This is a genomic window from Caulobacter sp. P1_D6 (genome assembly GCF_056406095.1).
In genome coordinates, this window is sequence record NZ_JBFUAW010000003.1 from 83,935 (window position 1) to 98,356 (window position 14,422).

A 14,422-nucleotide genomic window follows, 5' to 3' on the forward strand; every position below is an offset into this window, starting at 1 on the left:
CCGCGCGTTGAATCAACGCGATCGTTGTCTGGCGGGCAGGGTGGGATTCGAACCCACGGTGGACTTTCACCCACGGCGGTTTTCAAGACCGCTGCCTTAAACCACTCGGCCACCTGCCCGGAGCAGGGGCCTATATCAGCGGTCGTCCGCGCGCTCCAGTCGTTTCCGGCGCGTTTGGCCGCACCTTTGATTAACCAGACCTCAAGCCTCCTGAACGACCCTGCCTTCTGGTATACAACCTTCAGGAGGGCGGCTGGGTCATGGGATGCGAGGCGCGAGGCGAGTTTCGTCTGCTGCGCGGCGTGGCCGTGGCCGCCTTGGGCTGCGCCGCTCTGGCCGCCTGCGCCACGCCGCTGCCGACCCGCCTGCCGCAGACGACCTCCACCGCCAGACCCTATTCCGGACCGCCGGCGCCGGGCTCGACCGCCGGTCTGCGCGGCACCGAGAAGCCCTATCAGATCAGAGGCGTCTGGTATTATCCCAAGGCCGATCCGGACTATGACGAGCGGGGCGTCGGCTCGTGGTACGGCGAGCAGTTCCACAATCGCCGCACGGCCAACGGCGAGATCTTCGACATGGATCTGCCCTCGGCGGCCCACAAGACCCTGCCGCTGCCGAGCATCGTCGAGGTCACCAACCTCGACAACGGCCGCAGGATGCAGGTGCGGGTCAACGATCGCGGCCCGTTCGTCGACGGCCGGATCATCGACCTGTCCAAGGCCGCCGCCGAGCAGCTGGGCTATGGCCGTGCGGGCGTCGCCCGTGTCCGCGTCCGCTATATCGGCCCCGCCGCCAAGACTCCGTTCGACCAGCGCCGGATGATCGCCGCGACGCCGCCGCCAGCCCAGCCGAACCCCGAGCCACGCTACGCCCCGCCGCCCAAGGCTCGGGTCTATGCGACCGGCCTGCCGCCGGCTCAGGCCGCCTATGGTCCGCCGCCGCCGCCCAAGGCCGCCGATCCGGGCTATGTCCCGTACGCGCCGTCCGCCCCATCCGCGCCTCTGGTTCCGGCCGAGCCCGCGCCGGTGCTGGCCAACATCGGCGCGGGAAGCGCCTATCGCGTCCAGGCCGGATCGTTCGCCAGCCGCGACAACGCCGAACGCGCCGTCGCCCAGCTGAGCGGGGCGGGGGAGGCCTCGATCGAGTCGGTCCAGCGCAGCCAGGGCGTGCTCTACCGCGTGGTGGTCAAGGCCGGGCCCGACGAGGCCGAAGCCTTCGGCGTGCGCGATCGCGTCGCCGCCCTGGGCTTTTCCGACGCCACCGTGCTGCGTCCCTAGAGGCATCGGCCCGAAAAGCGGGACCCGGTTTCGGAAAAAGCCGATGCCCTGGACTGAGCCGCGATCGGCTCTGGACAAGACGGGCGTTACGGCCGATTTGAAGCCGGTGACGCGTGGAACCTTCATCAGTTTCGAGGGCGGCGAGGGGGCTGGAAAGTCCACCCAGATCCGCCGCTTGGCCGAACGCCTGAAGGCGGACGGCGCCGACGTGGTGCTGACCCGCGAGCCGGGCGGCAGTGCCGGCGCCGAACAGATCCGCGACCTGATCCTCAACGGCGACATCGATCGCTGGTCGCCGGTCACCGAGACGCTGCTGATGTACGCCTCGCGCCGCGATCACATCGAGCGGGTCATTCGCCCGGCCCTGGAACGCGGCGCCATCGTGCTGTGCGACCGCTTCGCCGACAGCACCCGGGCCTATCAGGGGGCCGGCGGCGAGGCGCCGATCGGCTTGATCAAGGCGCTGGAGGAGCACGTGCTGGGCGGCACGGTTCCGGACCTGACCCTGATCTTCGACATCCCGGCCAAGACGGGCCTCGAACGCGCCATGGCCCGGGGCGGCGAGGCGCGCTTCGAGTTCAAGGGCCTGGAATTCCACCAGCGCCTGGGCGAGGCCTTCCTGGAGATCGCCCGCCGCGAACCCGAGCGCTGCGTGGTGATCGAGGCCGACGACGCGATCGACGCGGTCTGGGCCGACGTCTGGAACGCGGTCTCCAGCCGGCTGGGCCTGTAGACATGGACGCGCCTCCGCATCCTCGCGACGTGTTCGCCATCGATGGCGTCGAGGCCGCCGAGCTGGCCTTCCTGGACGCCCTGGACCGCGGCCGGCTGCACCACGCCTGGCTGCTGACCGGCCCAGAGGGCGTGGGCAAGGCGACCCTGGCCTATCGCATGGCCCGCCGCCTTCTGGGCGCGCGGCCCGATCCCGCCTTCGGCGCCCTGGGCTCGGCCCCGACCGATGTCGTCAGCCGCCAGGTCGCCGCGCGTTCGCATCCAGACCTGATGGTGCTGGAGCGTGAAACGGACGACGGCAAGGCCCGCAAGTCGATCCCGGTCGACGAGGCCCGCCTGCTGCCGGCCTTCTTCGCCAATTCGCCGGCCATTTCGCCCTACCGCGTGGCGATCATCGACGCGGCCGACGACCTGAACGTCAACGCCGCCAACGCCGTACTGAAGACTCTTGAAGAACCGCCGGCGCGGGGCGTGATCCTGCTGATCAGCCATTCGCCGGGGCGGCTTCTGCCCACGATCCGTTCGCGGTGTCGGCGCCTGGCCGTAACCGCGCCGAACCTGTCCCTGGCCGCGGCCATGGTCGAGCAGCGGGCCGGCGTCTCGGCCCACGAGGCCGACCGCCTGGCGCGGATGGCCAAGGGCGCGCCGGGCCGGGCGCTGCAACTGGCCGCCGCCGGAGCCCTGGAGGCCGACGACGCGGCGGGCGAGATCCTGCGCAAGCTGCCCGACCTGGATGAAGGCGCATTGCTGGCCATGGCCGACACCTTCCGGGGAGCCGAGGGCGTCGCGCGGTTTGAGCTCCTGTTCGACCGCCTGGGCGACCAGATCCACGCCATGGCCACCGGCATGGCCGGCGAGCGCACCCCGGCGGGCCTGGACCGCTGGGTCGCGGCCTGGGAGAAGATCGTCCGCGCGCCGGGCGAGGCCGAGGCCGTGAACCTGGACCGCGCCGACGTCTTCTGGACCGCGATCATGGACTTGCGCGCCGCCGCCCGGGCGGCCATGTGACCGCATGCTCATCGACAGCCACGTAAACCTGCACGCCCATCAGTACGACGAGGATCGCCAAGCGGTGATCGACCGCGCCCGCGCCGCCGGGATCGAACTGATGGTCACCATCTGCGACAAGATCCCGTCGTTCGAATCCGTCCATGCCATCGCCATGGCCAACGACGACATCTGGTGCACGGTCGGCGCTCACCCGCACGAGGCCAAGGACCATGTCGAGCTGACGACCGAGCGCCTGGTCGAGTTGGCCGGCCGCCCGAAGGTGATCGGCATCGGCGAGACCGGACTGGATTTCCACTACGATCTCAGCCCGCGCGAGGTGCAGGCCGACGTGTTCCGCGCCCACGTGGCCGCGGCCCGCCAGACCGGCCTGCCGCTGGTGGTCCACACCCGCGAGGCCGACGCGGTGATGGGCGACATCCTCGAGGAAGAGCACGCCAAGGCGCCGTTCAAGATCCTGATGCACTGCTACACCAGCGGTCCGGAGCTGGCGAAGCGGATGGCGACGCTGGGGGCGTGGTTCTCGGTCTCGGGCATCGCCACCTTCAAGCAGGCGCAGGAGGTCCGCGACATCATCGCCGACATGCCGGCCGACAAGATCATCCTCGAGACCGACTGCCCGTACCTGGCCCCCGTGCCGATGCGCGGCCGCCGCAACGAGCCGGCCTATCTGCCCCATGTGCTGGACAAGCTGGCCGAGGTCCGGGGCTGGACCCGGGCCGACGCCGAAGCCCGCACCGAGGACGCCTTCTTCACCCTGTTCGACCGGATCCCGCGACAATGACGGAACGGCTGGAGTTCACGATCCTGGGCTCCGGCTCGTCGGGCGGCGTGCCGCGCGCCGACGGCAATTGGGGCGATTGCGATCCGGCCGAGCCCAAGAACCTGCGCACCCGCTGCTCGATGCTGGTGCGCCGACCAGGCGGCGATCCGGCGACCGACACGACGGTCGTCGTCGACACCGCGCCGGACTTCCGGCTGCAGGCGGTGAGGGCGGAGGTCAAGCGCGTGGACGCCTGCCTGTTCACCCACGACCACGCCGACCAGGCCCACGGCATCGACGACCTGAGGCCGTTCTTCCTGAACCATCGCAGGCGCGTGCCGACCTATATGGACGCCTATACGACGGCCAGCCTGGAGCGGCGCTTCGACTACGTCTTCAAGAGCAACGGCGGCTATCCGGCCATCTGCGACGCCCATCCGATCCCGCCGCACGGCCAGCCCTGGCGGGTGGACGGCCCCAGCGGCGCGATCCCGGTGACCACCTTCGACGTCGACCACGGCGAGATCCGCGCCGTCGGCTACCGGTTCGGCAAGGTCGCCTACACCCCCGACGCCATCGGCTTCCCCGAGGAGAGCTGGGGCGCCCTGAGCGATCTCGACGTCTGGGTGGTGGACGCCCTGCGCTGGACGCCGCACCCGACCCACGCCCATGTTGGCCTGGCCCTGGAATGGATCGCCCGCGCCAAGCCGCGCCGCGCCATCCTGACCAATCTGCATATCGACCTGGATTTCAACGCCTTGGCGGCGAAACTTCCGCCGGGCGTCGAGCCGGCGTACGACGGGATGCGCTTCGAGGCCTGAGACCCGTCTTCAAACGGGTCGCCGAGATCGTATCCCCGCCTGGACTGGCCTAAGCTGTCCTCCTCCTCGGAGACTCGCCGTCATGCCCGCTGACTATTCCGAGAAGAACCGTCCCGATCCCGAGGCGCTGTTGGCGGTCGCCAGCAAGGCCGGCCGGGGGCGGTTGAAGGTGTTCCTGGGCATGGCGCCGGGCGTGGGCAAGACCTACGAGATGCTGCGCGCCGCCCGACGTCGCAAGGCCGACGGCCAGGACGTGCTGATCGGCCTGGTCGAGACCCACGGCCGTCGCGAGACCGAAAGCCTGCTGCGCGGCATGGAGGTGCTGCCGCGCAAGCCGATCGACCATCGCGGCCACGTGATGATGGAGTTCGACCTCGACACGGCGCTGGCCCGCAAGCCGGCCCTGCTGCTGGTCGACGAATACGCCCATTCCAACGCCCCGGGCTCGCGCCATCCCAAGCGCTGGCAGGATGTCGAGGAGCTGTTGGCGGCCGGCATCGACGTCTGGACGACGCTGAACGTCCAGCACCTGGAGAGCCTGGTCGACGTCGTTCAGCGCATCACCGGCGTGCGCCAGCGCGAGACCGTGCCCGACAGCGCCCTGTCGCGGGCCGACGCCATCGAGCTGATCGACATCACCCCGGACGAGCTGCGCGACCGGCTGACCGAGGGCAAGGTCTATGTGCCCGAGACCGCGCGCCTGGCCTCGGAGAACTTCTTCAAGGTCGAGAACCTCACGGCCTTGCGCGAGCTGGCCCTGCGTCGCGCGGCCCAGACCGTGGACGACCAGCTGGTCGCCGCCATGCGCGAAAAGGGGGTCGAGGGCCCATGGGCGGCGGGCGAGCGCATCCTGGTGCTGGTCGGCGGCGACGCCATGGCCAGCAGCCTGGTGCGCGCCGGCAGGCGGCTGTCGGACATGATGATGGACGCGCCGTGGACGGTGACCCATGTCGACCGCCTCGACCATCCGGTCACGGCCCCGGCGGCGACGGCGCGGCTGCGCGACGCCCTGAAACTGGCCGAGCAGCTGGGCGGCTCGACCGTGGTGCTCAGCGGGGCCGACATCGTCGCCACGGTGATGGCCTATGCCCGCCGCAACAACGTCACCCAGATCGTCATCGGCAAGTCGGCCGACAGCCGCTGGCGCGAGCTGCTGGGCCGGTCGCTGGCCGCCGCCCTGCTGCGCGAGGCGCGCGGCGCGGCGATCCATGTGGTCACCGAGGCGACGCATGAGCCGCTGGTCGAACCGCCCAGGCGTCGGCCGCCGGCCGGCTGGACCTCCTACCTGCTGGCCGCCGGCTGCGTCGCCGCGGCCACGCTCGTGGCCTGGGGCCTGGACGTCGCCTTCGACCGGGTGGACCTGGGGATGATCTTCCTGGCCGCCGTGCTGGCGGCCGGGGTCCTGCGCGGCCTGCGGCCGGCCCTGGCGGCGGCGACCGTGGCCTTCTTCGTCTACAACTATCTGTTCCTCGAACCGCGCCAGACCTTCGTGATCGGTTCGCCGACCGACTTCCTGACCCTGGTGGTGTTCTGGGCCGTGGCCCTAGCGGCCGGCGGTCTGGCCGGACGGGTGCGGGACCAGGGACGTGACGCCCAGCGGCGGGCCTCGGCCGTCTCGGCCCTGCTGGCGGCCAGCCGCACCTTCTCGGCGGCGGCCGGGCGCGGGGCCGCGGCCAAGGCCCTGGCCGAACAGACCGCGGCGGCCGTGGGGGCCAAGGCCGTGGTGCTGCTGCCCACCAACGGCGAACTGCAGGCGATGGCCGGAGCGCCGACCCTCGACGAACTGGACGCCGCGCCCATGGCCGCCGCCCGCTGGGCCTGGGAGAAGGGCGAGGCGGCCGGTTTCGGCACCGGCACCCTGCCGCAGACCCGTTGGACCTTCTGGCCGCTGGAAGGGGTGCGTTCCCGGGCCGGGGTGGCCGGGGTCGAGGCGGGCGCGATGGTCGCCGGGTCGGAGGACGAACGCCTGCTGCTGGCGCTGCTGGAGCAGGGCGCCGTGGCGCTGGAACGGGCGGAACTGGCGAGCGAGGCCGTCGAGACCGAAACCCTGCGCCGCGCCGATCGCTTCCGCTCGGCCCTGCTCAACTCGATCAGCCACGACCTGCGCACGCCGCTGTCGACCGTGCTGGGGGCCTCCACCACCTTGCTCGACTTCGGCAAGGGCATGACCACGGCCGTGCGCGACGACCTGCTGCTCAGCATCCGCGAGGAGGCCGAGCGGCTGAACCGCTATGTGGGCAACCTGCTGGACATGACCCGGCTGGAGGGCGGGGCGCTGCGGCTGCGCACCGACTGGACGGATGTTCGCGACGTGCTGGGCGCGGCCGCCGAGCGCGTCTCGCGCCGGCTGGGCGACCGGGCGCTAGTGCGCGACTTCCCCGGCGAGCTCAGCCTGGTGCATGCCGACTCCAGCCTGCTGGAGCAGGCCGTGGTCAACATCCTGGAGAACGCCATCGCCTACAGTCCGCCGGACACCCGGATCGAGATGGCCGCCTACGAAGACCGCGCCAATGTGGTGATCAGCATCGAGGACGAGGGCAGGGGCATTCCGACGGCCGAACTAGAGCAGGTTTTCGAGAAGTTCCGCCGCATGGAGGAGCCCACCGACCGCAACCAGGGCGCGGGGCTTGGCCTGTCGATCTCCAAGGGCTTCGTCGACGCCATGGGCGGGCGCATCGCCGCCGCCAGCCCGATCCACGACGGCAAGGGCACACGGATCCTGATCAGCCTGCCCAAGGCCGTCGCGACTCCGCATCATCTGCTATGACAGTCCCATGAGTCCTGTCCGCCAGCGCATCCTGATCATCGACGACGAGCCGCAGATTCACCGGTTCCTAGGCCCGGCCATGGACGCGGCCGGCTACGAGCCCCTGCGCGCCGACAGCGGCCAGGAGGGCCTGCGCGGCATCGCCCTGTGGTCGCCCGACGCCGTGGTGCTGGACCTGGGCCTGCCGGACATGGACGGCAAGGACGTGCTGGAAAAGGCCCGCGCCTTCTACGAAGGTCCGATCGTCATCCTGTCGGCCCGCGACCGCGAGCCCGAGAAGATCCAGGCCCTGGACCTGGGCGCCAACGACTATGTGGAAAAACCCTTCGGAGTCGGGGAGTTGCTGGCGCGTCTTCGCGTCGCGCTGCGCCAGCGCGGCCAGACTCAAGGACCCCTGGTCCCCATCCGGGCGGGCGGGGTCGAGATCGACCTCGAAAAGCACCTGGTGACCCGTGACGGGGCCGTGGTGAAGATCTCGCCGCGCGAATACGAGGTCCTGGCCCGTCTGGCCCAGGCGCGCGGCAAGGTGCTGACCCACAAGGACCTGCTGACCGCCGTCTGGGGCCCGGCCCACGCCCACGACACCCAGTACCTGCGCGTGTTCGTCGGCCAGCTGCGCCAGAAGCTGGAAGCCGACCCGTCGACCCCGAAGATGATCCTGACCGAACCGGGGATCGGCTACCGGTTCATCGGCGACTGACAACACATGATCGTCAGCCAAGTATCGACGACATTTCAACGCCGTATAACGGAATCCTAGTCTCGTTCAGCGAGGGCGGCGACTCCGGCGGACGTGATCACCCAGCCGCCACCGGTACGCTCCGCCAGGCCGAGATCGGTCAGCGCTCGCGCATCGGCGATGTTGATCCAATCGACCGCATCGCCAGCCTTCTTCCTGGCCAGGTTCTTCAACGCCACCAACTGGCTCGGCGAGAGCATCATGCTATTGGCCGCCAGACAGGGGATCGGGCGACACCATCGCCCGTCGCCCGCTCACACGTTCCAACTCCTGCTGCATGCGCAGAACCTGGCCGCCCAGGCTTGTGACGTCGTCCTGGAGTTGGGCGTTGCGACGCTTCAGGTAATCGTTCTCCCGGCGAAGGGTCTGGGCGTCCTCGTCCGTCATGCCTCGACCTCGTCAGGAGTTGTCGCCGCAACCGCGCGGATCACCGCGCGCAGCAGCGCGGCGCGATGAGGCGAAAGCTCGGGATCCTTGAGCTCCAGGCGGGCGCCCTCGGCGATCCTGCCCTGGTGACGGTTTCCCAGGAACATGGTCTCGGCGCGAATTTCCTGCGCCGTAATCCTATGGATGCCGATGAGTTCGAGCAGGGCGGTCCAACGCGTCGTCTGGCGCGTGTCCGGATGGTCGGACATGAAGTCCTTTCAGGCCGGCGATCCCGCATGGCGCGGGGCGATCACGGGCTCCGCCCACTATAGCGCGCCCGCGCTCCAATAGCTCCGGCGCTTTTTTTGGCAGCCCTGGAAAGGCCTAGGGTTTCGGTGCGGCCACGAGGCGGTTGAGGTTGGCCGGATACCGCTCCGCCAGGAAGGCCGCCTTGTCGGCCAAGGCCTTGTCGCCGTAAGCCTCGGCGGCGGCGGTGAACAGCGGCAGCGCCTCGGACGAGGCGTCCTCGGGCTTCAGTTCCGGATGGGGAAAGCTGGCTTCCTTGCCGACATACGGCGCCAGGAAGTCGAAGGCCGCGCGCAGGCCGCGGCCGTCGGCGGTCCGGTAGCGCCAGAGGTCCAGCTCCACGCAGCGCCCGAACTGCGCCGTGCCGACCAGGGCTTCCAGGGCGAAGTAGCTGTAGTGCAGGGCGCGGGTGCGCTTCAGCTCCAGCGGCAGCGAACCGTCCGGCGCGACCTGGGTCTTGATCCGCCGAGCGCCGGCCTCGGCGACCACCTGACGGGTCACGGCGTCCTGCCGGGCGAACAGCGAGAAGCCGGCAAGCTGGTAGTCGAACCAGATGCCGTGGTTGTTGGCGGCGGCCTGTTCCTCGCGGCCATTGGGATCGGTGCGCATCCAGGTGGTGTAGTCGGCGAACCAGCGCTCGAGGCCCTTCTGGTCGGCGTCCGACAGGGCCTTGGACGGAGCCAGGAGACCCACGCCTTCGATCACCTTGAGCAGACGGTAGGTGTCGAGCACGCCCTCGGCCCGGCCGGTGCTGCCGCCCGGCACGCCCTGGGCGTACTTGGTGTTGGGGTTCATCCGGGTGGCCGGATCCAGGAACCAGACGCGCAGCAACTGGGCGGCCTTGGTGGCGTAGCGGGCGTCGTCGGTGAACCAGTAGGCCAGGGACAGGGCCTCGACCGAGGCGCTCATGGCGTCCAGGTCGGAGACGTCGAAGGCGTTGGTGGCCCGCTCAGGATTGAACTCGCCGTCGCGGCGCAGATAGGGCTCGCCATTGGGCTTGCTGGGGTCGGGCCACCAGTAGGGACCCATCGAGATGTAGTCGTGCTTGTCGCCGCTGGGCGGGGTGCGGGTCTTGTCGACGACCGTATAGGTCGGGCCGGCCAGCGCGGCGTCGGCGCGCTTGATCACGGCGGCGTAGGCGGCGGCGATCGCGGGGTCGGCGCGGTGGGCCTTGGCGTATTCCAGGCCCTCGGGACTCCAGCGGAAGAGGCGGCGACCGCCGAAGGCCGCGGCGGTTCCGTCATCGCCCTTGCAGACGCCGGCCGGGGCGGAGGGGACCGTCGGCTCGGCGGCGAAAGCGGGAACGACCGCGCTCAGCGACAACAGGGCCACGAGGCCGACGAGGGCCGTTTTCGTTCGCATGGTCAGCATCCCCAATCCGTCGACGCGCCTTGGACTCGGCGTCGGTTCGGCCGGCACCATAACGGGTCCGGTCAGCCGCGCAAGCAATTGGCCTGACCAAATGCTGGATTTGGTCAGTTAAGTCGTCGCGCTCCGCCAATCGGCGCCGGACGCCGCGAACAGCCGCACCGCGTCGGCCAGGCGCTGGCCCTGGGCGCGCACCCGCGAGACCTGGACCTCGTGGACCCGGCGCTGGGCGTCCAGCACCTCCAGCAGCGTGCCGCCGCCCTTGTCGTAGGCGACGCGGGCCAGACGCAGGCTCTCGCCGGCCTGGGCCTCGGAACGGCCATAGGCGGCGATGGCCGCGTCGTCGGCCGCCAGGGCCGACAGGGCGTCGGCCACCTGGGCGAAGGCGGTCAGGACAGTCTGCTGGTAGCGGGCCGAGGAGGCCACGGCCGCCTCGCGCGCCTGTTGCCGACGGGCCTTCAGCGCGCCGCCGTTGAAGATCGGCGCGGTCAGCCCGGCCCCGACGTTCCAGGCGGTGGCGTCGTAGAAGAAGAAGTCCGACGGGTTCAGCGAGCCCTGGGTCAGGGACGCGGTCAGCTTGACGTTCGGATAGAGGTCGGCGGTCGCCACCCCGATGTCGGCGGTGGCGGCGTGCAGATCGGCCTCGGCGGCCAGGATGTCCGGACGCTTGCGGACCAGGGCCGAGGGCAGGGCGACCGGCACGGGCGCGGCCAGGTTCAGGTCGGCCAGGGTGAAGTCCGGCGCGGTCCAGTCGGCGGGCGCGTGGCCGACCAGCAGGGCCAGGGCGTGGCGGGCGGCGGCAAGTTGCCCCTGCAGCGGCGGCAGAAGGGCGCGGTCCTGCTCCAGTTGGCTCTGTGCCGAGACCCGCGCCGTGGCGGTCGAACCGCCCAGGGTGTTGGCCTTGTGGACCAGGTCGATATTGGCCTGGTCGGCGACGATCATCTGGGTCACCGCCTCGATCTGGGCATTGAGCGTGGCGATGGTCAGGGCCTGCAGGGCGACATTGGCCGTCAGGGTCAGATAGGCCGCATCGCCGCGCCGGGTCTGGGCCTCGACCCGAGCCGCCGCGCCCTCGATCCGGCGCTTGGCGCCGCCGAACAGGTCGAGGTCGAAGCCGACCGCGCCGCCCACCGAATAGAGGTTGAAGGTCGGGTTCTCCAGCTTGACGTCGCCGAAGCTGGTGAAGCCGAAGGCCTGCAGGTTGGCGCGCTCGCGGTTGACGCCGGCGGTGGCGTCGACCCGCGGGCCGGCCGCGCCCCGCGCCTGGGCCAGGGCCGACTGCGATTGACGCAGGGTGGCGTCGGCCTCGGCCAGGGTCGGGCTGTCGGCCAGGGCCTGGAGGATCGTGGCGTCCAGCGCCGGCGAGCCCAGGGCCGTCCACCACGGACCGGCCGTGGCGGCGGCGTCCAGGCGAGCCTCGGCGGGCGCGGCCTCGCCCTGGGCGGCATAGCCCGGGGTCTTGGGCGCATCCGGCTGGGCGAAGTTCGGCCCCACGGTCGTGCAGGCGCCGGCCAGGACGGCCAGGCTGACGGAGGCGGCGAGGGCGGCGAAGCGCTTAGTGTTCGGCGACATGGACGGTCTCTTCCCCCGCGGATTTCTTCTTGGGGGTTCGCATCAGGAGGATCATGGGGGCGCACAGGATGGTGATGCCCAGCATCAGCTGGAAATCGTCGATGTAGGACAGCATCGAGGCCTGGCGTGTGATCACGGCGTTGAACCGGGCCATGGCGTCGGTCGTGGCGAAGACCAGCGGCGCATAGGCCTGGAACAGCGGGTTGTCGGGCCGGGCGTGCTCGACCAGCTTGGCGTGGTGCACCTCGATGCCGCTGACGAACCGGGCCTGCATGATCGAGATGCCGGCCGCCGAGCCGATGTTGCGGATCAGGGTGAACAGGCCCGCGCCTTCGGCCCGGTGCTGCGGCCGCACGGTGGCGAAGGCGATGGTGCTGAGCGGCACGAAGATCAGGCCCGTGCCGACGCCCGACAGGAAGCCCGAGACGATGATCAGGTGGGTGTCCATGCCCAGGCTGAACTGGGTCATCATCCACAGCGACACGGCGCTGACCGACAGGCCGATCAAGAGGATGAGCTTGATGCTCATCCGGCCGATCAGCTGGCCGACGGCGAACATGGCGATGAACGAGCCGATGCCGCGCGGCATGCTGACCAGGCCGGTGAAGGCCACCGGATAGCCCAGCAGGTTCTGCATCATCGGCGGCAGCAGGGCGAGCACGCTGTAGAGCAGGATGCCGATGAAGAAGCCGAACACGCAGCAGGTGATGAAGTTGGTGTCGGCCAGCAAGGCGCGGTCGACGAACGGCTTCTTGGCGGTCGCCAGTTGCACGCCGAAGATCCACAGCGCGACGATGCCGACGATCAGGTAGGTCCAGATCTCGGTCGAGGCGAACCAGTCCTGGCTGGGGCCGCGGTCCAGCATCATCTGGAAGCCGCCGATGGCCAGGGCCAGGCTGGCGAAGCCCAGCACGTCGAACCGGCGCTTCTCGGCGCTCTTCTTCTCGGACAGGAACAGGAACACCCCGGCGAAGGCCAGGATGCCGATCGGCAGGTTGATGAAGAACACCCAACGCCAATCGAGATTGTCGGTCAGCCAACCGCCCAGGGCCGGACCCAGGATCGGACCCAGCACCGCCCCGGCGCCCCAGATGGCCATGGCCGAGCCGTGCTTCTCGGGCGGGTTGATGTCGAGCAGCACCGCCTGGGACAGTGGGATCAGGGCCGCGCCGAACAAGCCCTGCAGCAGGCGGAAGAGCACGATCTCGACCAGGCTGCCGGCGATGCCGCACAGCATCGAGGCGGCCGTGAAGCCGGCGATCGACACCAGGAACACCATCTTGCGGCCCACCCGATCGGCCAGGAAGCCGGTCAGCGGGGTCATGATCGTGGCGGCGACGATGTAGGAGGTCAGCACCCAGGTGATCTGCTCGGCCGAGGCCGAGACGCTGCCCTGGATGTGCGGCAGGGCGACGTTGGCGATCGTCGTGTCCAGCGAGTTCATGATCGTCGCCAGCATGACCGAGATCGTGATCGCGACCCGGTTGGCCGCGTCGCCCTTGCCGTTGCCGGCGCCGGTCATTTCGCGCCCTGATCCTTGGCGGCGTCCTTAGCGGAGCGGACGTCGACCTTGGCCTTGGCGCTGAGGCCGGCGCTCAGGTGCGGGGCGCTCTCGTCGAGAGCCAGGCGGACGGGCAGGCGCTGGACCACCTTGACCCAGTTGCCGGTGGCGTTCTCGGGCGGCAACAGGGCGAAGCTCGAACCGGTGCCGGGGCTGAAGCTGACCACATGGGCTTTCAGCGGCCGGTCATAGGCGTCGACCTTGACCGTCGCCGGCTGGCCGATCCGCATGTGGGCCAGCTGGTCTTCCTTGAAGTTGGCCTCGATCCAGGGCTGGCCCGAGACCAACCAGAACAGGGTCTGGGAGGCGGCGACCCGGTTGCCGACCTGCAGCTGCTCGACCTTGGTCACCACGCCGTCGGCGGGGGCGACGATGGTCGCATAGCTCAGATCCAGTTTGGCGCGGTCGAGGTCGGCCTGGGCCTGCATCACCTTGGGCTGCCGGTCGGCGGCCACGTCGATGCGACCGCCGATATCGGCCAGGGCCGAGGCGATCTGCTGGCGCACGACGGCGATCTGGCGGCGGGCCTGCTCGGCGGCGTGGGCGGCCTCGTCGGCCTGGGCCCTGGTGGTGACGCCGGCGGCGGCCAGGGCTTGCTGGCGAGCGGCTTCGCGCTGGGTGTAGGCGACGGTTTCCTGAGCGGCGGCCAGGTCGGCGTTGCGCTGGTCGTAGACGGCGCGCGAACCCTGCGTCTCGAAGCGGGCGGCGGCCAGGGCGGCTTCGGCCTGGGCGACGGCGACCTGGAAGTCGGCAGGGTCGAGGCGGAACAGGACCTGGCCCTTCCTGACCGTCTGGTTCTCTCCGACGTCGATCTCGATCACCCGCCCCGCCACGCTGGGGCTGATGGCGGCCCGAGCCGCCTGGACATAGGCGTCGTCGGTCGTCTCGAACTTGCCGCCGGTCAGGATGAAGAACGCGACGATGGCCAGCACGACCAGCGGACCGCCGATCATCAGCGGCCAGCGCAGCCTTTGGCCCAAGGTTCGCTGCCGGCGCTTCCGGGCCGCTTCTTCCTCGACCTCGGCGATCGCCTGATAACCTTCCGCGTCGCTCACGCAATGCTCCACGCCCAAGCGGCCAGCGCTCAAGCCGGCCGCGGATCACACACAGTTTGATGAGGAGGGCCGGGGAGGGCCTTGCCT

General features: G+C 70.1%; 14 protein-coding genes and 1 tRNA gene. 7 read left to right on the forward strand and 8 right to left on the reverse strand.

Annotation, left to right across the window (positions count from 1 at the left end):
* Positions 1-29: 29 nt before the first annotated feature.
* Positions 30-119: transfer RNA gene (locus AC1DYP_RS01810), tRNA-Ser, on the reverse strand.
* Between the two features lie 141 nt (positions 120-260).
* On the opposite strand from AC1DYP_RS01810, the gene AC1DYP_RS01815 reads away from it, so the two are divergent.
* From AC1DYP_RS01815 to AC1DYP_RS01845, 7 genes are all read left to right on the forward strand, one after another.
* Positions 261-1,277, forward strand: a complete 1,017-nt coding sequence (locus AC1DYP_RS01815; protein ID WP_477044876.1) for a septal ring lytic transglycosylase RlpA family protein — start codon at positions 261-263, stop codon at positions 1,275-1,277.
* A gap of 106 nt (positions 1,278-1,383) precedes the next feature.
* Entirely contained in the window at positions 1,384-2,010 is a 627-nt protein-coding gene (gene tmk / locus AC1DYP_RS01820) for a dTMP kinase (RefSeq protein ID WP_477044914.1), read from the forward strand.
* Positions 2,011-2,012: 2 nt separating this feature from the next.
* Positions 2,013-3,017 (forward strand): DNA polymerase III subunit delta', encoded by a 1,005-nt coding sequence (locus AC1DYP_RS01825; RefSeq protein WP_477044877.1) that lies wholly within the window; start codon positions 2,013-2,015, stop codon positions 3,015-3,017.
* A 4-nt stretch (positions 3,018-3,021) separates the two neighbouring features.
* Positions 3,022-3,801 carry a TatD family hydrolase gene (locus AC1DYP_RS01830; RefSeq protein WP_477044878.1) on the forward strand — a complete coding sequence of 260 codons (780 nt, stop codon included), beginning with the start codon at positions 3,022-3,024 and terminating at the stop codon, positions 3,799-3,801.
* On the forward strand, positions 3,798-4,601 hold the full coding sequence (locus AC1DYP_RS01835; protein ID WP_477044879.1) for an MBL fold metallo-hydrolase: 804 nt from the start codon (positions 3,798-3,800) through the stop codon (positions 4,599-4,601). Before AC1DYP_RS01830 ends, AC1DYP_RS01835 begins: the two co-directional genes overlap by 4 nt.
* Positions 4,602-4,683: 82 nt before the next feature.
* On the forward strand, positions 4,684-7,368 hold the full coding sequence (locus tag AC1DYP_RS01840) for a DUF4118 domain-containing protein (protein ID WP_477044880.1): 2,685 nt from the start codon (positions 4,684-4,686) through the stop codon (positions 7,366-7,368).
* A 7-nt stretch (positions 7,369-7,375) separates the two neighbouring features.
* A complete protein-coding gene (locus tag AC1DYP_RS01845) occupies positions 7,376-8,068 on the forward strand; it encodes a response regulator (RefSeq protein WP_477044881.1) in 693 nt (230 codons plus the stop codon).
* 56 nt (positions 8,069-8,124) lie between these two features.
* Here the strand turns inward: AC1DYP_RS01845 and AC1DYP_RS01850 are convergent, their stop codons facing one another.
* The 7 genes from AC1DYP_RS01850 to AC1DYP_RS01880 all read right to left on the reverse strand — a co-directional run bounded on the left by AC1DYP_RS01850 (position 8,125) and on the right by AC1DYP_RS01880 (position 14,335).
* Positions 8,125-8,310: a hypothetical protein gene (locus AC1DYP_RS01850; RefSeq protein ID WP_477044882.1), complete on the reverse strand. Its 186-nt coding sequence runs from the start codon at positions 8,308-8,310 to the stop codon at positions 8,125-8,127.
* A 1-nt stretch (position 8,311) separates the two neighbouring features.
* Positions 8,312-8,494: a coiled-coil domain-containing protein gene (locus AC1DYP_RS01855; protein ID WP_477034956.1), complete on the reverse strand. Its 183-nt coding sequence runs from the start codon at positions 8,492-8,494 to the stop codon at positions 8,312-8,314.
* Positions 8,491-8,742, reverse strand: a complete 252-nt coding sequence (locus AC1DYP_RS01860) for a hypothetical protein (protein WP_477044883.1) — start codon at positions 8,740-8,742, stop codon at positions 8,491-8,493. The genes AC1DYP_RS01855 and AC1DYP_RS01860 overlap by 4 nt, the downstream gene beginning before the upstream one ends.
* 115 nt (positions 8,743-8,857) lie before the next feature.
* Positions 8,858-10,141 (reverse strand): alginate lyase family protein, encoded by a 1,284-nt coding sequence (locus AC1DYP_RS01865; RefSeq protein ID WP_477044884.1) that lies wholly within the window; start codon positions 10,139-10,141, stop codon positions 8,858-8,860.
* Positions 10,142-10,258: 117 nt separating this feature from the next.
* Positions 10,259-11,719, reverse strand: a complete 1,461-nt coding sequence (locus AC1DYP_RS01870; protein ID WP_477044885.1) for an efflux transporter outer membrane subunit — start codon at positions 11,717-11,719, stop codon at positions 10,259-10,261.
* Positions 11,703-13,241 (reverse strand): DHA2 family efflux MFS transporter permease subunit, encoded by a 1,539-nt coding sequence (locus AC1DYP_RS01875; RefSeq protein ID WP_477044886.1) that lies wholly within the window; start codon positions 13,239-13,241, stop codon positions 11,703-11,705. The genes AC1DYP_RS01870 and AC1DYP_RS01875 overlap by 17 nt, the downstream gene beginning before the upstream one ends.
* Positions 13,238-14,335 (reverse strand): HlyD family secretion protein, encoded by a 1,098-nt coding sequence (locus tag AC1DYP_RS01880; RefSeq protein WP_477044887.1) that lies wholly within the window; start codon positions 14,333-14,335, stop codon positions 13,238-13,240. The genes AC1DYP_RS01875 and AC1DYP_RS01880 overlap by 4 nt, the downstream gene beginning before the upstream one ends.
* Positions 14,336-14,422: the final 87 nt, after the last annotated feature.